The 19,755-nt window shown below is 44.4% G+C and carries 21 protein-coding genes; 11 read left to right on the top strand and 10 right to left on the bottom strand.

Annotation, left to right across the window (positions count from 1 at the left end; translation table 11 throughout):
- Positions 1-144: 144 nt before the first annotated feature.
- The 4 genes from LWH95_RS13510 (at position 145) to LWH95_RS13495 (ending at position 1,665) form a co-directional block, all read left to right on the top strand.
- Positions 145-363 (top strand): YheE family protein, encoded by a 219-nt coding sequence (locus tag LWH95_RS13510; protein ID WP_080010759.1) that lies wholly within the window; start codon positions 145-147, stop codon positions 361-363.
- A 210-nt stretch (positions 364-573) separates the two neighbouring features.
- On the top strand, positions 574-777 hold the full coding sequence (sspB, locus tag LWH95_RS13505) for a beta type acid-soluble spore protein SspB (RefSeq protein WP_003233287.1): 204 nt from the start codon (positions 574-576) through the stop codon (positions 775-777).
- Between the two features lie 104 nt (positions 778-881).
- Positions 882-1,007 carry a hypothetical protein gene (locus LWH95_RS13500; protein ID WP_080010758.1) on the top strand — a complete coding sequence of 42 codons (126 nt, stop codon included), beginning with the start codon at positions 882-884 and terminating at the stop codon, positions 1,005-1,007.
- Positions 1,008-1,044: 37 nt separating this feature from the next.
- Positions 1,045-1,665 carry an NAD(P)-dependent oxidoreductase gene (locus tag LWH95_RS13495; RefSeq protein ID WP_232919762.1) on the top strand — a complete coding sequence of 207 codons (621 nt, stop codon included), beginning with the start codon at positions 1,045-1,047 and terminating at the stop codon, positions 1,663-1,665.
- Positions 1,666-1,711: 46 nt separating this feature from the next.
- On the opposite strand, the gene bmrD is transcribed toward LWH95_RS13495, so the two are convergent.
- The 3 genes from bmrD to LWH95_RS13480 all read right to left on the bottom strand — a co-directional run bounded on the left by bmrD (position 1,712) and on the right by LWH95_RS13480 (position 5,768).
- Positions 1,712-3,733 carry a multidrug resistance ABC transporter ATP-binding protein/permease BmrD gene (bmrD, locus tag LWH95_RS13490; RefSeq protein ID WP_232919761.1) on the bottom strand — a complete coding sequence of 674 codons (2,022 nt, stop codon included), beginning with the start codon at positions 3,731-3,733 and terminating at the stop codon, positions 1,712-1,714.
- On the bottom strand, positions 3,730-5,487 hold the full coding sequence (bmrC, locus tag LWH95_RS13485; protein ID WP_148982684.1) for a multidrug ABC transporter ATP-binding protein BmrC: 1,758 nt from the start codon (positions 5,485-5,487) through the stop codon (positions 3,730-3,732). Before bmrC ends, bmrD begins: the two co-directional genes overlap by 4 nt.
- 119 nt (positions 5,488-5,606) lie before the next feature.
- Positions 5,607-5,768 (bottom strand): hypothetical protein, encoded by a 162-nt coding sequence (locus tag LWH95_RS13480; protein WP_019257926.1) that lies wholly within the window; start codon positions 5,766-5,768, stop codon positions 5,607-5,609.
- 163 nt (positions 5,769-5,931) lie between these two features.
- Between LWH95_RS13480 and LWH95_RS13475 the strand changes: the two genes are divergently transcribed.
- Both LWH95_RS13475 and nhaC read left to right on the top strand, forming a co-directional pair.
- A complete protein-coding gene (locus tag LWH95_RS13475) occupies positions 5,932-6,432 on the top strand; it encodes a universal stress protein (RefSeq protein WP_003239531.1) in 501 nt (166 codons plus the stop codon).
- Between the two features lie 125 nt (positions 6,433-6,557).
- On the top strand, positions 6,558-7,919 hold the full coding sequence (nhaC, locus tag LWH95_RS13470) for a Na+/H+ antiporter NhaC (RefSeq protein ID WP_119913614.1): 1,362 nt from the start codon (positions 6,558-6,560) through the stop codon (positions 7,917-7,919).
- Positions 7,920-7,961: 42 nt separating this feature from the next.
- Here nhaC and dat read toward each other — a convergent pair whose 3' ends face one another.
- The gene (gene dat / locus LWH95_RS13465) at positions 7,962-8,810 is read right to left on the bottom strand and encodes a D-amino-acid transaminase (RefSeq protein WP_003239533.1); all 849 of its coding nucleotides are present in this window, start codon (positions 8,808-8,810) and stop codon (positions 7,962-7,964) included.
- A gap of 286 nt (positions 8,811-9,096) precedes the next feature.
- Here dat and LWH95_RS13460 point away from each other — a divergent pair, with 286 nt between their 5' ends.
- Entirely contained in the window at positions 9,097-9,945 is an 849-nt protein-coding gene (locus LWH95_RS13460; protein WP_133488100.1) for a polysaccharide deacetylase family protein, read from the top strand.
- A gap of 26 nt (positions 9,946-9,971) precedes the next feature.
- Here the strand turns inward: LWH95_RS13460 and srtN are convergent, their stop codons facing one another.
- From srtN to LWH95_RS13445, 3 genes are all read right to left on the bottom strand, one after another.
- Positions 9,972-10,715: a sirtuin NAD-dependent deacetylase gene (srtN, locus tag LWH95_RS13455; RefSeq protein WP_232919760.1), complete on the bottom strand. Its 744-nt coding sequence runs from the start codon at positions 10,713-10,715 to the stop codon at positions 9,972-9,974.
- A gap of 73 nt (positions 10,716-10,788) precedes the next feature.
- Positions 10,789-11,904: a small-conductance mechanosensitive channel protein MscY gene (gene mscY / locus LWH95_RS13450; protein WP_003239536.1), complete on the bottom strand. Its 1,116-nt coding sequence runs from the start codon at positions 11,902-11,904 to the stop codon at positions 10,789-10,791.
- A gap of 150 nt (positions 11,905-12,054) precedes the next feature.
- Positions 12,055-12,162, bottom strand: coding sequence for a YhdX family protein (locus LWH95_RS13445; RefSeq protein ID WP_003224203.1), 108 nt, complete (start codon positions 12,160-12,162; stop codon positions 12,055-12,057).
- A gap of 233 nt (positions 12,163-12,395) precedes the next feature.
- On the opposite strand from LWH95_RS13445, the gene LWH95_RS13440 reads away from it, so the two are divergent.
- Genes LWH95_RS13440 through crcB form a run of 3 tightly spaced genes read left to right on the top strand, consistent with a single transcriptional unit; the run spans position 12,396 to position 13,862 of the window.
- Positions 12,396-13,127, top strand: coding sequence for a glycerophosphodiester phosphodiesterase (locus tag LWH95_RS13440; protein ID WP_119913612.1), 732 nt, complete (start codon positions 12,396-12,398; stop codon positions 13,125-13,127).
- Positions 13,114-13,509, top strand: coding sequence for a fluoride efflux transporter FluC (locus tag LWH95_RS13435; protein WP_232919759.1), 396 nt, complete (start codon positions 13,114-13,116; stop codon positions 13,507-13,509). The genes LWH95_RS13440 and LWH95_RS13435 overlap by 14 nt, the downstream gene beginning before the upstream one ends.
- Complete coding sequence (gene crcB, locus LWH95_RS13430) at positions 13,506-13,862, top strand: fluoride efflux transporter CrcB (RefSeq protein ID WP_232919758.1); 357 nt, start codon at positions 13,506-13,508, stop codon at positions 13,860-13,862. The genes LWH95_RS13435 and crcB overlap by 4 nt, the downstream gene beginning before the upstream one ends.
- Positions 13,863-13,875: 13 nt before the next feature.
- Here the strand turns inward: crcB and LWH95_RS13425 are convergent, their stop codons facing one another.
- On the bottom strand, positions 13,876-15,261 hold the full coding sequence (locus tag LWH95_RS13425; RefSeq protein ID WP_060398268.1) for a hemolysin family protein: 1,386 nt from the start codon (positions 15,259-15,261) through the stop codon (positions 13,876-13,878).
- Between the two features lie 196 nt (positions 15,262-15,457).
- Positions 15,458-16,000, bottom strand: coding sequence for an antiterminator LoaP (gene loaP / locus LWH95_RS13420; RefSeq protein ID WP_232919757.1), 543 nt, complete (start codon positions 15,998-16,000; stop codon positions 15,458-15,460).
- A 971-nt stretch (positions 16,001-16,971) separates the two neighbouring features.
- Between loaP and pdxR the strand changes: the two genes are divergently transcribed.
- Positions 16,972-18,390 carry a MocR-like pyridoxine biosynthesis transcription factor PdxR gene (gene pdxR / locus LWH95_RS13415; protein WP_232919756.1) on the top strand — a complete coding sequence of 473 codons (1,419 nt, stop codon included), beginning with the start codon at positions 16,972-16,974 and terminating at the stop codon, positions 18,388-18,390.
- A gap of 152 nt (positions 18,391-18,542) precedes the next feature.
- Here the strand turns inward: pdxR and LWH95_RS13410 are convergent, their stop codons facing one another.
- Positions 18,543-19,724: a pyridoxal phosphate-dependent aminotransferase gene (locus tag LWH95_RS13410; RefSeq protein ID WP_232919755.1), complete on the bottom strand. Its 1,182-nt coding sequence runs from the start codon at positions 19,722-19,724 to the stop codon at positions 18,543-18,545.
- Positions 19,725-19,755 lie beyond the last annotated feature (31 nt).

Genomic DNA, 19,755 nt, shown 5'->3' with positions numbered 1-19,755 from the left:
CGCTTTTTTGTTAAAGCGGGCCTATCTTTATCCAGGGCTGGGACAAACTGCATCATAAAGACCTCTACAATGATGTTCTGAAACAGTGATACAATGAACATAATTCGTTCGTATCCAGGTCAATTGACATCAATTTTAAGGAGCGTGGCCGTAATGATTTCTCATTTCAGCTGGAAACCTTTGTTCCAAAAAGAAAAGCTGCCCGGATGGAGAATTTCGTTTTATTATAAAGGGACCCATTATGAAGGCATCTATCATAAAAGCGGTGAGATTGAATGGGGAAATTTGTTTCCCGCCCGCGCTGACGAGCCTGCTCTTAAAAACGAGATACATGAACTGATGCTTTTTCATATTTATGACTAGCTTAGCCTGAACGGCTAAGCTTTTTTTTATGTCTTCTCAAGATTTACCACTCAATTCTCCGCATGAGTTTCCGGCCATTTTAACATAATACTAGTAACAAGCCGGCAAGCATTGGGTTACGCCGAGACGGCAGTGATACCCGAGACGGGTCCACAGACTGGTGCAACTCCAGTTAACCCAACCATACTAAACAAAAAGGAGATTTTACACATGGCTAACCAAAACTCTTCAAATGACTTACTAGTTCCTGGCGCAGCTCAGGCTATCGATCAAATGAAACTTGAAATCGCTTCTGAATTCGGCGTTAACCTTGGAGCGGATACAACTTCCCGCGCTAACGGTTCTGTCGGAGGAGAAATCACAAAACGTTTAGTATCTTTCGCTCAGCAGCAAATGGGCGGCAGAGTACAATAACAACTCAATATATGGCTATGAGGGCGCGGTTTCCGCGCTCTCTTTATATTTGTCACCCTTTTTTCCTGATCCACATATCCTAGAAAAAAAGGGAGGGAATAAGGGTGTCATTCATCGCCGTTGTGAATTGGGAACTGGTTCAGTTCGTAAGTATATCCATGATTCATGAATATGTTTCCCATCGTTCTGTCTATTTGTACAGGTATTCTTTCCCGCGCTGTTCAAATTGAGAACATCCTTTTATAATGAGGGCGAGGAGGTTTTTTGATGAAAATCGCTTTATTTGGAGCCAGCGGCCGCGTCGGACAAGCTTTTTTAAAACAAGTTGCCGCAGATGAACAATTTGACATTTATGCTCTGGTCAGATCTCAACCTGCTGAGCTTCCTCTTCCAAAAGAGCGAATCGTTATGGGGAACGCACGCTGCCGGGAAGATGTGAAAAAAGTTATGAAGGATGCTGAAATCGTGATCAGCTGTCTCGGTACAGATGGTGATGATACCCTGTCAGCAGCTTTGACACACATTCTCGACATTATGCTGGAACAGCATATCAAAAGGCTGATTACAATCGGCACTGCAGGCATTCTTGATTCCCGATATGAACCGGGAAAATACCGGTTTGAAACAAATGAATCAAAACGAAAGCTGACCCGCGCAGCCAAGGAGCATGCAAAAGTATACGAAATGCTAAAAGAATCATCTTTAGACTGGACCATCATCTGCCCCACTTACCTCCCGGACGGAACAGCAACCGGCGTTTATCGTGCGGAGCGTGACGTTTTGCCGGAGGGCGGTTCAAGCATTACGGTCGGTGATACTGCTGATTTTCTCTATCGTGAGCTCGTTACAGGAGAGTATGTCGGATACCGTGCCGGACTGGCTTATTAAGTACATATAAAAAACCCAAAACACGATTGTTTTGGGTTTTTGAGCGTTATGCAATGGAATGCTTTTGACCCTTTTGCAGCTCATACATTTGATAATATTGGCCTTTGACCTCCATCAATTCCTCATGGTTCCCTCTCTCAACAATTTCTCCTTTATCGAGGACCAAAATCTGATCCGCGTTTCTGATTGTTGAAAGCCGGTGGGCAATGACAAAGGTTGTGCGTCCTTGTTTGACGACATCGAGCGCCTTCTGAATCACGGCCTCTGTCTCTGTATCAATGTGTGCCGTTGCTTCATCTAAAATCAAAATGGCGGGATCAAACGCCAAAGCTCTTGCGAAAGAAATTAACTGCCGCTCTCCAGAGGACAGCGTGCTCCCTTTTTCAATCACAGGTTCATTAATGCCTTTCGGAAGCTTTTCCAGAAGCGGCTCGGCTCCGACTTGCCGCAATGCTTTTTTGATATTTTCTTCAGTCATTCTCTCGTCATCCAGACTTACGTTAGAACCGATTGTGCCCGAGAATAAGTACGGGTCCTGAAGCACAATGCCCATATGGGATCTGAGTTCCTGTCTTGACATGTTGTAAATGCTTCTCCCATCAATCAGAATATCCCCTTTTTGTGCGTCATAAAAACGAAACAGGAGATTCAAAATTGAGCTTTTTCCTGATCCGGTATGGCCGACGAGCGCTACGGTTTCGCCTTTTTGGGCGGTAAAGGAAATATGCTTTAATACCTCTTCACCTTCTTGATAGGCAAATGACACATCACGAAATCCAACCCGCCCCAGCGCGTGCTCCTTCGCCGGTTCACCCGCTTCTTCCGTATTCTTTTCTTCAAGCAGTTCAAAAACGCGGCCGGCGGAGACCCGTGCAAGCTCCAGCTTTGAAAACTGATTGACGATGCCTGTAATCGGCTGAAATAACCGGTTTAAATAATCGACAAACGCGTACAGCACACCGATGGAAACAACCCCGGCCGCATTCAGGCTTGCACCGCCAAAATGCCAGATCAGACTGACAAACGCAAGGTTCCGGATCACATTGACAAGGTTATGGGACATTAAGGAGTTTAAATTCAGCATCCTGTTTTGAAAGTAAAAATGAGATTCATTTAATTGCTCAAATTCTCTCATCGTTTCCTTTTGATGACGGAAAGCCTGAATAATCGTCATGCCTTGAATGGATTCATTCATTTTTGCGTTAATGTCACTGTTGATCGAACGGATTTTTTGATTGTAATAAGACGCGTATTTTCGGTATATGACCGACCACAGCCAGATAATCGGCACAATTGCCAGACACACAAACGCGAGCTTAACATCCAGCAGAAACAAAGCCGTGAATATCCCGAGCATATAAATTCCGCTTGTCACAAATGTTGACAGCACTGTGACATATAAATCCCTGACGGCCTCCGTATCATTGGTAATCCGTGCAACCACTTTGCCGGCCGGAAGGTTGTCAAAATAGCGAATCGGCATTTTTTGTATGTGCGAAAACACGTCCTGCCTCATCTTTTGGATAATGCGGTTGGCGCTCATCTGCAGCAAATAATGCTGTCCGTATTGAAAGAATACCGAAAAGACGAGCAAGCCCCCATACAGACAGATCAGAAACACCATTCCCTTTATTTCCGGTTGATAGAACTGGAAAAGTTCCTGCTTTGACAGCTTTTCGGCAGCATATGTCCGGCTCTCATCGCCGTTTGTAATCGTCAGCTTTCCGTCAGAAACCGTTCTATTTCCGTCAAAACTGACCGCCTGATCAACAAAATAAAACGCCATTCCCACTTGATAAATATGCGCTTCTTTTTCTTTAGAAACAGGTCCCTGCGTACGGTCCTCTCTGACATAAGAGACGCCGTGAAACTGAACGGCGTTTTTATCTTTTTCCGCAGCTTCATACCATGTTTTCTCAATGCCAAGGATATGGTCGTCAATCATTTTTTTGCCGATAAACGGCCCGGTCAGTTCTGCCCCGACAGCGATCGCAAGCAATAGGACGGCTGTGATCAGCAATTTTCGATAAAGGAGTGCGTATCTCCATAACGTTTTCCCTGTTTTCATGCCCCTGTTCCCCCTTCCTCCGCAGTGAACAGCTGCTGTCTTTCATATTGTTCCCGGTACCACCCATTATTGGCCAGCAGTTCCTGATGCGTGCCTCTCTCAGAAATCACGCCGCCGTCCATCACAAGGATCAGGTCAGCATGCTCTACCGCGGATAAACGGTGCGTCAAAATAAATGTCGTTTTTCCTTTGCGGTTTTCTCTGATATTGCTGATAATCGCCGCCTCTGTTTTGGCATCTACAGCAGAAAGCGAATCATCCAAAATCAAAATCTCCGGATTCGCCATGAGTGCTCTCGCAATCGAAATTCTTTGCTTTTGCCCGCCGGACAGCGCCACGCCTTTTTCACCGACCATTGTCTCCAGACCGGACGGAAGCATGTGTAAATCGTTTTTAAAGTGTGCTTCGGCAATCGCTTGCTTAACCTCTTCATCACTTGCATCCTGTTTTCCGTATAAAATATTTTCTTTTACCGTCCGTGAAAACAGCAAATGATCCTGCGGCACATATCCGATCCACCCGCGGAGCCGGTCAAGAGGGATCTGCTCAATCGGCACGCCTGAGAATGTGATGCTCCCTTCACCGGCAGGGTACTGGCGCAAAAGCTGCTTAATAATCGTCGTTTTTCCGCTACCGGTTTTACCGGCAATCCCGACAGTCTGTCCTTTTCGCACTGTAAAAGAAATATCTTGAATATTGCTGCTTGTTGAGCTTGGATATGTAAAGCTGACATGGCTGAAAACGATATCTCCAGGCTCTTTCAATTCAGCTGGCTGCTTTGGATCTGTCACATCCGGTTCATAAGATAGGGTTTCATTTACCCGATCTAATGACGCATTGCCTCGCTGCATCACATTAATGAGTTCACCGATTGCAAACATCGGCCAAATCATCATGCCGAGATAAACATTAAAGGAAACAAGCTCGCCAAGCGTCAGCTCATTCCGGAACACTAGAAACGCTCCGTAGCCGAGCCCAATCAGATAGCTGGCGCCGACAAGCAGCTTCACCGTCGGCTCAAACAGCGAATCAATAAAAGCCACTTTCATATTTTTCTGATAAACATCGGCGGTCATTTCATTAAACCGGCGGACATCGTTTGTTTCCTGTACATACGCGCGAACCACCCGCACGCCTGAAACAGATTCAAGCACCCTGTCATTCAGCGCCCCGAACGCATTTTGGGCCTCCGTAAACCGCTCGTGAATTTTACTTCCGTATAGACTGATTGCAATCGCCATGACGGGAAGCGGGATAATGGCGGCAAAGGTCAGCTTCCAGCTAATCAGTAAACCCATCGTCAAAAAGATCGTCATCATAAACATCGTAGAGTCGACTAACGTCAATATGCCAAACCCCGTCGTTAAACTGACGGCCTGAAGATCATTCGTCCCCCGTGCCATTAAATCGCCTGTACGGTTTTTTTCATAAAACGGCGGTGACATGGCCAGCAGATGTCCCATCAGCTTCGTACGAAGAATTTTCTCCATCACATTCGCTCCGCCAAACAGCTGATGCATCCAAAAATAAGACATGATATACACGGCCGCTGTCAGCACAAAAAAGATACCGATATAAAACAGCAGCCCTTCCGCAGTAAACGCCCCAGATTTCATATCATCTATGGCGTTCCCCAAGAGCTTAGGCGGAAACATTTCAATTACATTGACTCCTAATAAAAGTACAATCGCAATCGTATAGCGCAGCCAGTAAGCTTTAAAAAACCAGCCAAGCTTTTTCAATACTGAAAACATCGATTCCCATCTCCTCATCAGCCGCCTTCTATTTTTTCCTTGCAGCTTTTTTCGTTCAGCTTGACATGAGCTGCCCTCGCCTTTGTATTTGTCTTCACATCCCATACACCTGTCTTTCCTTAGATTTTGTATATAAAAAAGGCATGAAGCGTCAGCTCCATGCCTTTTCTAACCGATATGATATGCACAGCGCTTTTCAGCGCGCGGCTCGACCCAAAAAACCGTTCAATTAAACAGAACATAGGGTTTGCCGCGCCAATATGAAACTGTTTGATAAACACGCAAATTCCTTGGCATAGCAAACCCTCCTTCCATTCTGATTTCATCTTTTTTCATCATATAAACAAAACCTTTTTTTGTCAATCATGACTTGAATAGGAAAAGGTTAATTGTACTCAAATCCGGGTATTGTGTTGTAAGACGTTTTTTGAAAGGGTGAGAATGATGTTTCATGCTGACCGTATCATTGTCGCGTTTGACGGAAGTGAAAATAGTAAGAAAGCGCTTCAGACAGCCATCGATCTTGCTAAAACCGTAAATGCCGCCATTACCGTCGCCCATTCACATGATATGAAAGACAATCAAACCATCATCGACCCGCCGAGGCCCGCAGCAGGGGCAAGCTATATTGGCGGAGGCATGACAAGTGTTCCTGATCCGCTGATATCAGATGTTGCACCACCTGAGCCAATGATCTATGAAGACCGTACGGAAGAAGTCATCGCCGAAGCCAGAATGATGCTGAATGACCAGCAGGCAAATGGAGATATCGATATATTAGAAGGTGATCCGGCTGAATCGATTATCGAACATGCAAACCGCATTTCTGCCGATATGATCGTAACCGGAAGCAGAGACCAAAACAGGCTGAAAAAGCTAATATTCGGAAGTGTAAGTGAAAAGCTTTCAGCGAAATCTGATATACCCGTTCTGATCGTGAAGTGAGCACGCCCTGTGCTCGCTTTTTTATATTCATAATTGTGAAAAAACATAGATTTTCGTTTTTTTCTGTTATAATGCTTTCGTGCCCAAAAGCACAAAAGCATTAAAGATATATATGGGGTGTTATTTTGGATTCTCAAAAAAAGCTGACGTTTCCGTTAGCCGTCGGTTTATTTATATTCATGTTAGGCATCATTATTTCTTGCTTATTCTTTCTTCATACAGAACCGCATATCCCGCTGTTTCTATGTGTTGTCATGCTTTCAGCAGCCGGTTTATGGTTCGGTTTTTCTTGGAAGACCCTAGAAAAAGGGATTGTGGATGGGATCAAAAACGGCGCACAGCCAATTATCGTTCTGGCGCTGATCGGCATCTTAATCGGCGCTTGGATGTACAGCGGCGCAATACCGTCCGTGACAGTCTATGCCCTGTCCTTTATTGAACCAAGCCACCTTCTTTTGACAGCTTTGTTTTCATGCATGATCATCAGCACACTTGTCGGCTCAAGCCTGACAACTGTGAGCACGATTGGGGTAGCGCTGATCGGCGTGGCGAGTGCGGCCGGCGTTCCCCTTGAATGGACAGCAGGCGCAGTCATTTGCGGTGCTTGTTTTGGTGATAAAATGTCTCCGATGTCGGACACAACCAATTTCGCCGCCGGCATAGGCGAAATACCGATCTTTGAACATATTCGCCATATGATGGGCACTACCATTCCGGCTTTGCTTATCACCATCGTTTTGTTTTACTTTCTCGGTTTATCTGTATCAGCGGATGCTGCTTCAACCGATGATATCCAACATGTCATCACCGGTATAAAGGATGCCGCAAACGTGACACCGTGGGCTCTTCTTTCCCCGCTCTTAGTCGTTTTGCTGGCGATTAAGCGTGTATCTGTAATTCCCGTTCTGACTATCGGAATTATTTCCTCGGGAATTTTGACTGCTATTTTTGTACCTGACAGCAGCTTGCAGGCGTTTATGACAGCTTTGCAAAATGGCACGACGTTCCAAACTGACAATGAAGCGGCCGCAAAAATTATCAACAGAGGCGGACTGCAATCCATGATGGGCTCTGTCTCTCTCATTATGATTGCTTTTGCACTGGGCGGATTAATGGAGAAAATCGGATTGATTTCTGCACTTTTGGAAGGCGTCATGAAAGGCATCCGCTCAAAAGGCCGTCTTGTTGCGGCGACCGTCGGCTCAAGCATCGGCGTCAATCTTGCAACCGGCGAACAGTATTTATCAATATTAATACCGGGACAATCATTTAAATCCTTATATGACAAACAAAACATCCAGCGAAAATTTCTGACAAGATCATTGGAGGACGGCGGGACATTGATTAACCCGTTGATCCCTTGGGGCGTCAGCGGCGCTTTTATGGCGAGCGCGCTTGGTGTTCCCGTCATAGACTATATCCCGTTTACGTTCTTCCTCTATATATCACCGATGATCTCCATTTTGATTGGATTTGTTAAAAAATAAAAAGAGAGCCGCTTGCAAAGCGGGCTCTTTTTTTATGCTTCATTATGAAATGCTTGCGGCCTGCTGAATGCTTTCTTGAAAAGCAGCCTGAAGCTGCTTTGTCACCGGTCCGGGTTTACCGCTTCCGATCGACTCTCCATCGAGCGTCACGACCGGAATGATCTCTGCCGTCGTTGAGGAAATAAAGATTTCTTCCGCCTGTCTCAGCTCTTCCTCACTGACAGGCTTCTCATCAAGCTTGATCCCATTCTTTTCAATCAGCCCTAAAATCTTCATCCGTGTAATTCCATTAAGAATGAGCCGGTTAGCAGGATGTGTTCGCACCGTTCCATTGATAACAACATAAACGTTAGAGGATGTACCTTCCGTGACAACGCCGTCTCTCATTAAAATGCTCTCAAATGCTCCAGCTTCATAGGCTTTTTGCTTTGTCATAACATTATACAGTAAATTCAGACTTTTGATGTCGCATCTCAGCCAGCGAAGGTCCTCATCTGTAATGGCTGCCACTCCGTATGCCTGCTCTTGCTCCGGTTTTTTCACAGTAAATGTGTAAGCAGTCGTCTGCGGCTCAAGTCCTGCTTCATACTGGTGTTTTCGCGGCGCCACACCTCTTGTTGTCTGAATGTATACCGCTCCTTCACTGACCGCATTCTCCTGTACAAGCTTTTGCAGGTCCCACTCGAGATCTTCTATACTGAACGGCAGTGAAATCCCGATTTCAGCCGCACTTCTGAAAAAACGCTCCGCATGCTCGCGCAAGCCGAACAATACCCCTTTGTACACCCTGATAACCTCATAGATACCGTCACCAAACTGATAACCGCGATCCTCCAAATCGATCGATGCTTCGCTGCGCCCAATCAGCTGGCCATTGACTAAAACCTTCATAAAAGCCCTCCCTTTTCGAGATTTTCCCTGATGCTTTTCAAGCTGTTGTTGTCACTTATTCTATCATATTGGACAAGCTGAAAAACAGAAAGATCAAGAGATCTATAGCGGGAAGGAGTTTATTTTTCCCTTAAAATCTGATATTTCGACAAATTCCCTATGTTCTTTCCAGGTTTTATTCCTGTATACTTGACTGGTAATACATAGGTTGTAAACATATGGCATCTTCATAAGCTGCCTGCTGTACAGCGGTATGTAGAGATTTTATGCCAATGGAGAGATTGTTATGCGACAAACGAGAGGAGACGCTTCTCCTTCTGCAGTTTCGCTTGCTTTTAAATTTGCAAGTTTAGCAGTTTTATGTGTGCTGCTTTTGCTTATGGTGATTTTAGGTTATTCCAACAGCTCATCAAAAGCAAAGGAAGTCACTGTCACAACAAACGGCCAGCTTCGCAATGAGAAGGAAAGCCTGAAGCTGAAAAACGACTCCCCCGATCTGCTGATAAAACATCTGCAGACAAAGCGGAACATGGGAGATAAGACGGTTTACTTAACCTTCGATGATGGCCCGTCAGCCTTTACAAATCGCTTGCTCGACGTACTGAAAAGCGCTGATGTAAAAGCGACATTTTTTATGCTGTCACCGCGGATGAACGAATTCAAACAAGCTGTGAAAAGGTCAGAAAAGGAAGGTCACGCACTCGGTTTACACGGCGTTACCCATAATAACAAACTGTTCTATCAAACGCCGACATCTCCGTTAAAAGAAATGCAGGAGGCGCGTGACACGCTGCAAGACATTACAGGTTATAAAACCGATCTTGTCCGAACGCCATACGGGAGCAAGCCATCACTGACCGCCTCACAAATCCGCAATCTTGAAAAAGACGGTTTTGTGTACTGGGATTGGACAATCGACAGCATGGACTGGAAATACCGCAATTCAAAATATGTGACTGCAGTATTACAGCAGCTTGAGAATATGGAACACGGCCATTCAAGCCGGCCGTATGTGATTCTCATGCATGATCTTCCTGCTACAGTAAACGCGCTGCCGGTACTAATCAATAAACTAAAAGAAAAGGGCTATTCCTTCGGAGTGTTAGAGGACACAATGGTTCCTGTTCACGAATAAAAAAAGTGAGGCGCATAAGTGCGGCCTCACTTTTTTATGCCCAAACTCCGGGCAAACTCTCCAATTTTTTGATGGATGACCATGTCAAACAAGCTGTCGCAATACGTCGGCTCGAGGTTAATGATGACTTTCTTCATGCCGGGAATCCGGCTTGCGTCCTCAGGCACAAATCTCGCCGGAGCAACCTCGAGAGACGTGCCGATGACCAATAAAAGATCTGCTTGATCCAGTTTTTCATAAAGGGTGTCAAAGTGCAGGACGGCATCGCCAAAAAGAACAACATCGGTTTTTAATACCGTTCCGCAAATCTCCCCATCTTTTCCAGTTGCCGTACACTCCGGCACCTCCCGCTCCAGCAAATAAGGGAGATCATATCGGGCGCCGCATGCCGGACAAGCTGCTGTCTGGATAGAGCCGTGCAGTTCATACACATGTCTGCTCCCGGCTTTTTTATGAAGATCATCAATGTTTTGCGTAAAAATATCGACCTGCTTCCCTTGCTTCTCCAGCTCAGCTAAAAGCAAGTGCCCTTCATTCGGTTCAAAGCTGCCGCTCATTTTCATCTGGAACAATTCTTTGAACTTGGGCCAAAACAGACGCGGATAGCTTAAAAAATAATCAAGGCTCATCGCTTCCATTCTTGAGGCATCCTCCGTCCAAATGCCCCCGGCTGAACGAAAGTCGGGAATTCCTGATTCTGTGCTCATTCCCGCTCCGGTCAGCACAACAATTCGCTGCGCTTCATTTAAAATATTTCTGAATGTTTCCACCTCAACACCGCCTTTTTTCTCTTATTTTACCATGAAAAAGACTCCGCCTCTGTCAGACGAAGTCTTCCCCTTTTTAAGCCCGTTCCTTTTCCTCTTTATTTAGATTCACTTGGAACGGATCGTTTTGGTGCTTTTGCTTTACAACAACCATTTGGCCGGGATATGCAAACTCGACACCTTCTGCGCCAAGGATTTCAATGATTTTATAGTTGATGTCCTCTCTAATATCGAGGTTTTCAGCCCAAACCGTTGTTTTTGTATAGAAGTTGAAAAATAAATTGTAATAGCTGTCCGCAAACGTATCAAAATTGACCATGATCGTTTCATTATCAACGCCTTCATGCTCCAAGAGCATTGTTCTGAGAGAACGAATGGAGCGTTCAAGGTTCTCAATCGGCGTAGCGTAGGACACATGAATGGAAAACGTAATTTGGCGTTTGGTCATTCTTGTCCAGTTCGTGATCGCTTCCATCGACAGCGTAGAATTCGGCACCGTTACAAGTGCCCCTTGTGCTGTTCTGAATCTCGTGCTCCTGAAGGTAATATCCTCTACTGATCCGGTTACCGTCGACGTCTCCACCCAGTCACCGATAGTAAACGGCTTCTCAGTAATAATAATGATCCCGCCGAAGAAGTTGCTGATGGTATCCTTCGCGGCAAGCGCAAAAGCCAGTCCGCCAAGACCAAGGCCCGCTACAAATCCGTTGACATCATAATTGAATTCCTGAGCGATCACACTGACACTGAGCGCAATAATGACAAAACGGAGCAATTTGGATAAAAACGGCGCCAGAATATCATCCATGTCCAGCTCGAAGCGCTGATTCACCTTATGGAAAATAAACGACGACGTTGCGGTTAAATTACAAAGCCCCCAGCACAAGAGCGCCACAATCAGTGAACGGTATATTTTGCTGATGACCGGCATTTGCTCGTCTAAAAACGGTGAATAGCGGATCGCTAAAAACAGCCCCAAGGCAACAAAAAACCATCTGGCCGGCTTGTCAAACGCAAGTACCACCTGTTTGAAAATTTCTGTTTTCGGCCGGTTTGTCAAATTAAAAAGCAGATTAAAGAAATATCTTGTAAACAGTTTTCTAAGTATAAGAAACACCAGCAAAATCGCCAAGCTGATGCCGATTTGTATGATTTTATCAAGTGTGAAATATTGCTGCAGATAATCTGGCATGACAGTCTCCCCTCTATCCCAATCGAATGTTTATTATACTAAAAGATTCGTAAAGATGCTCTTCTAAATGTCTTTTTGCAGCACAAAACCCCGGCGGAACGCCGGGGCCATTTCTCAATTCATCTTTTCAGCCAGATTCAATAGGGACAGTCACTTACTTTTTTTCGTTTGTGTCTGATCAAGGAGAGTTGCTTTTTGCATTTCAGCATCCGTTTCGGCTTTAATTCTTTCCTCCACTCTAATTCTCCCTTTTCCCATGATCTCGCCTCCTTTTTTGCTATTATAAAGGATCAGAATTTGTTGTGAACATGTCGAAAGACCTAATTTTCTGACGAAATATGCTCTGATACGCTGAGTGTCTTTTTTTAGTTATACGCAACGCTCAGCCCGGACGATTCCGCTCTGGCAGAAAAAATTCACCAGTTTGTATCGCCGCGCATATATGGATTTGATACAATAACAGAAATGCCCATACGAGGAGCTGACTGAGCTTGTACACCATTGCCCATCGCGGAGCATCCGGCTACGCTCCGGAAAATACGATTGCCGCCTTTGACCTTGCGGTGAAAATGAATGCAGATATGATCGAACTGGATGTTCAGCTTACTAAAGACAGGCAGATTGTTGTGATACACGATGACAGGGTTGACCGAACAACAAACGGATCGGGTTTTGTTAAGGATTTTACATTGGAGGAATTACAGAAGCTCGATGCAGGAAGCTGGTACGGCCCCGCTTTTCAGGGAGAGCGTATTCCAACCTTGGAAGCGGTGCTCAAGCGCTACCACAAAAAAATCGGCCTTTTAATTGAATTAAAAGGCCATTCATCTCAAGTCGGTATTGAAGAAGAAGTGGGACAGCTGTTAGGGCAATTTTCTTTTTCTATTAATAATATTGTCCAATCCTTTCAGTTCCGCTCCGTCCAGCGGTTCCGCGAGCTTTATCCATCGATTTCGACAGCAGTCATTACAAGGCCCAATTTTGGCATGCTGTCCAGAAATCAGCTGAAGGCCTGCCAATCTATCGCAAACTATGTCAATATAAAATACACACGACTCAACCGGCTAATGATTGCTTCCGCCCATAAAAGCGGCTTAAAAGTATTTGCATGGACTGTCAATAATCAAAAGGCAGCAGCAAAATTGCAAGCCATGGGCGTGGACGGCATCGTAACAGACTACCCGGATTTCATCAAAAAGGATGGCAAACATGAAAATATATAGCGCGGTTTTTATCGGAGGCGCGCTTGGCGCCTGCCTCCGATACGGATTAAACATGTGGATACACACCGGCACGTTCCCGGCAGCAACCTGGCTGGAAAACGCGGCAGGCAGCCTTCTATTAGGCATTTTGACCGGCTTTTTTATGATCAGGGCAAAACGCCCTCTTCTGTCGGCTTTTTTAGGCACCGGTTTTTGCGGCGGCTTTACAACAATGTCCACATTTTCTAAAGAAACGGTGATGCTTTTGCAAACACAATCCTCACTGGCTGTTTTGTATATGGCAGTTTCATTGATATCAGGAATCGTTCTTGCGCTGATTAGTGTTCTGGCGGGACGGCGCATTGCAGGCATTCAGCAAAGAAAGGGGCTGCAGGAAAGATGACACTAGCAGGTATCTTCATAGCGGGCGGACTTGGTGCGATGCTGCGCTTCTGGCTTGGCAATGTCATAACCGCCAAAACCAAAGGCCTCAGCCTGCCCATTGGCATATTAACAGTTAATATTCTCGGAGCTCTCGGGCTCGGAATGTTTACAGGGCTTCACGTTACGAATGCTTCGGCCTCCCTCATCATCGGCACGGGATTTTTTGGCGCCTTTACGACCTTTTCCACTTTCAGTGTTGAAAGTGTTCAGCTCCTGCTGGCCAAACGCGTAATGGAAAGCATCCTGTACATCGCCCTGACGCTTTGCGGGTCGCTTTTGGCATTTTGGTGCGGCTGGACAATCGCAACGTAAAAAAACCTTGAGCTTATTTCTCGCTCAAGGTTGCACTGTTCAGCATTACAGGCTCGGGCATCGGCAGCGTATGGTGCGCTGTAACCCCGATTGTGTTGCCGGCCTCTTCTTTTATATCGATTTGCTTGATTAATCGGCCGTCCATCTTCAGCACCTTTATCGTATATGAACCGATGCGGATGGATTCACCAGCCTCAATATCGATGTTTTCTTTCAATATCAGACCGCCGATCGTATCGACGTCTTCTTGAATCGATGCGCCAAGAAGGCTGTTCACCTGATCAATTCGAACCTTTCCATCCATCACATAATGGCGGTCGCCAAGCTTTTGGATCAGCGGCTGTTCATCTTCATCAAATTCATCCCTGATCTCGCCGACAATTTCCTCAAGAATATCCTCAGTCGTCACAAGTCCCGAGGTCCCTCCGTATTCATCTGACAATATGGCCATATGAATGCGTTCGCGCTGCATTTTAATCAGCAAATCATGAACCGGGATGGTTTCAATCACTTCGATTACGGGCCGCACATACGGATGAATCGTCATCTTCATTCGTTCCTCTTCTGTCATAAACAGCAAATCAGAAAACAAATGCTTCGTATTGACCAAACCGATGACACTGTCTTTGTCCCCGTCTGTCACAGGCCAGCGCGTGTATTTTTCCTTCAGCATGACTTCAAGCATCTCGGCCATCGTCATCTCTGTTGATACAGCGGCCATTTCCTTCCGCGGTATCATAATTTCTTTGGCGATCCGATTATCAAATTCAAAAATCTTATTCACATATTTATATTCAGACGGATTAATCTCTCCGTTTTTTAAACTCTCAGACAACAGCATTCTAAGTTCTTCCTCAGAATGGGAACCATCATGTTCTGACGCAGGCTTTAAACCGAACATGCCGCATAAAAGCCGCGCCGATCCATTGAGGATCCAAATAAACGGAAACAGGAGCAAATAGAATAAACGCAATGGACCCGCTATCAGCAAGGTCAGCTGTTCTGCCTTTTGAATCGCGACCGTTTTCGGGGCCAGTTCGCCCACAACAACGTGCAGGAACGTGATCAAGGCGTACGCGACTGCAAAAGAGACTGCATGAGAAACCGATTCCGGCAGGCCGAGCGGTTCAAACAATGGTTGCAGCAGCCGTTCAAATGCCGGCTCCCCCAGCACGCCGAGTCCGATTGATGTCAATGTAATGCCCAGCTGGGATGCGGATAAATATTCATCCAAATCTGTAATGACACGCTTTGCGAGTATCGCCCGTTTGTTTCCTTCCGTTATAAGCTGATCAATTCTGGATCTCCTTACTCTAACAATCGCAAACTCGCTTGCAACGAAAAACGCGGTTAAAGCAATGAGCACGCCAATTAAAATCAGACTGTCAATATCGTCCATTTAACCTTATCCTCTCATCAAAGGATAAGGAGTCACCTCCTGATATAATCATTTTTCCTTAACATTGAGGTACGCGGTGTATTGTTGCCTAAGCAGAGGGCCCCATCATACCACCTCCAAGTCAAAGTTTGATTATAAATTGTATATTTTATTGTAACACAACTCATTCCAAAAATGATTTTTAATTTTTAGACTTTTAGAAACGGACGGAATCATTAACGCTCAGTTCAATCCCGAGTTCTACCGTTTGTTCTTTACCGAGCAAATTTAGCTGGACTTTTGCTCTTTTTTTGCGTTTATCAATTTTTTTAATGGTGCCTTCCAGCCCGTGAAGAGGTCCTGAGACCACATAAACTTTGGATTCCTCTATTTTAATCTTCGAATAGCTGATAATGTCGCCTTTTTCTATCAATTTAAATAAAACGCTCATTTCCTCTTCTCTTATTTGACAATAATATTCCCCGGCTTCTTTAGTGTAACAGCTGCCATTATTTACGAATCGATAGAAGTCAGGAATTGAACGCATTTTATGTAACATGTTGCCATTCATCCTTGTTTTGATAAGTACGTAGCCCGGAAATAATGTTTTCATGACATGATAAATTTTTCCTTTTCTTCGTTCGGGCACAATCCTCCTCGGGACCATTGAATAAAGTGTATCCGCATCAAAATACATGCTCAAATACTTTTGGACAATTTCTTCTTTTCCGCTTTCAACAAAGATTGCATACCAGTTCATTTGATATTATCCTCCAAGTAAAATAGAAATATCTCATTTTAATGTCGGCGCCATCTCTTTGATCGGCAAAACAGCAGCTGTCGACTGTGCACAGCATCTGGATTTATTCTGTCCCAATCTAGATGCGCAGCCTTGTTTTTCAACAAATTTTCACTGAGGTACCGGACATGGATTCGTTTTCAAGCAGATCTTAATTCAATTGTTCCGCCTTTATACCATCGGGGAGGGAGAATGCATAAAACAAAATTCGTCTGCGATGGTATAACACAAAGCCGATGTTTTTTTATTTTTCCGTTAAGCGGCGGCTTGTGCTTCTGATCCTTCGATCTAAGCTTTAAGATCCTCCTAATCACACAGTGCTGCCAGCGTCAGCTTTTGCCTGGAGCCAGTTTACGTATATTATCATTACCCTCATCAATTTCTGGATAAGTTCTTTATCAGCAAAACAGCGGCCAGCACGGGCACCACAAAGTGAAAAAATATTGGAACTGTTCACACCACTATCGCATTGTCATATCTTAAATCAAGGGTATCTCTGATGTATTTAAAACTGCAAAATCCTTATAAAATTCATCTATGAAGACGAGTCCGGAGAACATACGGGCCAGTCTTTCTGCTTCTGAGGATGGCTGCAGGAGCACTGTCGGAGCATTCGATGTCGGATATAATCGCATGTTTTCTTCTCAGTACTTCCCTGACTAAAACTGGAGGCGGATATGAATTTTTACTCAGATTCAGCTTGATGGCTCTGCTACCTTTTATGGGCTGGCATGCAGATACATACGGGTCATCAGTTTGATATGAGGCAAAGTGACAGGCATATCTTACAATCCTTAACTATTAAAATCTAGCAATTATATACATAAGTTTGAAGAAATGTTATGATTACCGTATCAAAATTTCAGAAAATGTTAAATGGTCAGTTTTTGTTTACTTTTGGATGTCAGTTTATTAATAAAGGAGTACTATCAGTGATTGAACTCACGCCGCTACTGAATGAAAAATCGAATATCCCTTTGTACATACAACTGTACCAATACATACGCGAGGAAATCGTATCGGGGAGAATCAAACAGGATACAAGGCTTCCATCAATCAGAAATCTATCAGTATATTTAAAAATCAGCCGAACGCCTATCGCTGATGCCTATGAACTATTGCTAGAAGAGGGATACATCAGAAGCAAGCCTAGAAGCGGTTTTTACGCTGTTTCACCGGAAACCATATCGGTTTTGCAAACTGAAGCTTCCAGAGAACCCAAAGAAGAGAACCCCAAAAATCAAATTGCGAGTTTCGACTTTCATTATGACCATGTCGATCTCTATCATTTCCCTTTTAAAAAATGGAAAAAATGGAGCAGTTTATGTTTAACGTCTGAAAATCTTCATCTGCTCCAAAAAAACGCTGACTTGCAGGGTGAATATGGCTTACGAAAGGAAGTTGCTTCGTACTTGCATCAAGTACGGGGGGTGTGCTGTTCACCAGATCAAATTATAATCAGTGCAGGAACCTATCATTCACTTCAGCTTTTGTTTCATCTACTGAAGGATGATGTCAAAATAGTAGGTACTGAAGAAGCTGTGAACATTGGGGTAAAAGCAATATTCGAACAATACTCATCCTTCAGCTACCGCTCAATAACCCTGGAGTCTGATGGTATTAGTATGGAAGATTTATATAATAGCCAGGCTCAAGCCGTTTATGTAACCCCCTCTCATCAATTCCCTTTTGGTATGACGTTTTCGATTAAAAAGCGAATGGAGTTGCTGCAGTGGGCTTATGAAAAAAACGCTTACATAATCGAAAATGACTATGACAGCGAATTCCGTTTTAATGGACGTCCGCTCCCGGCGCTCCAAAGTCTAGATAAGCATGATAGGGTGATTTATATCGGTACTTTCTCGAGGATTTTGTCACCTTCTTTCAGAATCAGTTATCTCATCCTACCCCGCTCTTTGTTTCACCGCTTTCAGCAGCAGACACACAGCTATAATCAGATTGTGTCCCCTATATTGCAAAAGACACTCCAATTGTTTATGGAATCAAATGATTTTGCAAGGCACATGCGGAAAATGCGACATTTATACCAAAAGAAACATGATATTTTAGTTGATGCGGTAAATTATTTCTTTAAGGATCAAGCAGACGTTTCCGGGCAGGGGTCAGGCTTACATATTTTGTTGAAAGTAAAGAATGGTATGACTGAAAATGAATTGATTCTTGCCGCGAAAAAAGAGGGCATCAACGTGTACCCATCATCCATTTATCATCTGGAACCGTCATCGGCATCATCCACTGCCGTTCTGCTAGGATTTGGTGCATTATCTGAAGAAACGATAAAGCAAGGTATAAAAAAGCTGGCAAAGGCTTGGAGAATCAAACAAATATAAAAAGCTAACAGCACGCACTGTTAGCTTTCTAGCTAGCTTATTCATGTGTTGGATATCTTCTTCAAATCTCATCAGCCGGTTGTATCGAGGAAACAAAGATATGACAGTCGCGCTCCTTTTAAGGCTAATTGTTCATCCACTTGCTTCACTCTTTACACAAAATCTTTATATAAGGCAATAAAGATATCCCGTGAGTTTTTAATCTGTTCTATCGGCACACTGAAGGATAAACGGAAGTGCCCTTTCATTCCAAAGCCGCTGCTCGGCACGATTAATAATTTGTATTTTTGGGCAGCATGCACGCAAAATGCGACTTCATCTTCAATTGGCGATTTCGGAAACACAAAGAAGCCGCCCTTCGGCATTTCAAATTCAAAGCCGGCTTCTTTTAAAATGCCGACCATTAAATCCCTGCGCTCTTTATAAGCGCTTGCGTCTACTCTTAAATCATCCATTCTTGCCACAGCCCGCTGCATCATGACAGGCGCATTCACAAATCCAAGCGTTCGATTACAGAACACAAAAGCGTTGATCAAAAGGGCGGCATCCGGCATCTTGCTGTCTAATCCGATATACCCGAGCCGCTCTCCGGCTATGCCGAGATCCTTACTGAATGAGCTCGCCAAAATCACACGATGATACGATTGAAACGGATTTGCCAGCTCTTCATCATAGATTAATTGACTGTATGGTTCATCAAACAGCACATAAATCGTCTGTCCGCTCTTCTCTTCTATTTCTTTTAATAAAGCGCCTAAATCATCTATATTTTTCTGGCTGAGAACAGTGCCTGTCGGGTTATGAGGTGTATTGAGAATCAGCCCTTTCGTCTTTGAGGTAATCGATTGTCTCACCGCCTCAATATCAATCTCAAACCGGGACGTCAACGGGCAGCTGACAGCTTTTCCCCCGTAGTTCTCAATATACAATTTATACTCGGCAAAATAAGGTGCGAGAATAATAACCTCTTCACCCGGATTTACGATACTTTTTAACGCGACATTCAATGCGCCGCCTGCGCCTACCGTCATGACGACTCGCTCCGCCAAGAACTCGGCTTCAAAACGGGACCTCAGAAATTGCGCGACTTTTTCTCTTGCTGCCGGAAGCCCTTGATTTTGTATGTATCCATGATTGCCTTTGGCAGCTTCCTCTATTAATGCTCTCTTAAAAGCTTCAGGCGGTTCAACAACCGGATTTCCGATTGAAAAATCAAATACCTGGTTATCCCCGAACTCTTTCTTCAGCCTTGCGCCTTCATCAAACAGCTTGCGGATCCATGATCCTTTATTTAAGTTTTCTTCAACTTCCCGGGATAACCCAGCCAATTTCATCTGTCCCTTCCGCACTTAAAAATTAAAATTC

This window comes from Bacillus sp. G16, from assembly GCF_021282335.1.
Classification (GTDB): Bacteria; Bacillota; Bacilli; order Bacillales; family Bacillaceae; genus Bacillus; species Bacillus inaquosorum.
Note: the sequence above shows the minus strand (reverse complement) of the source record. Positions and strands in the feature narration are given on the sequence as shown.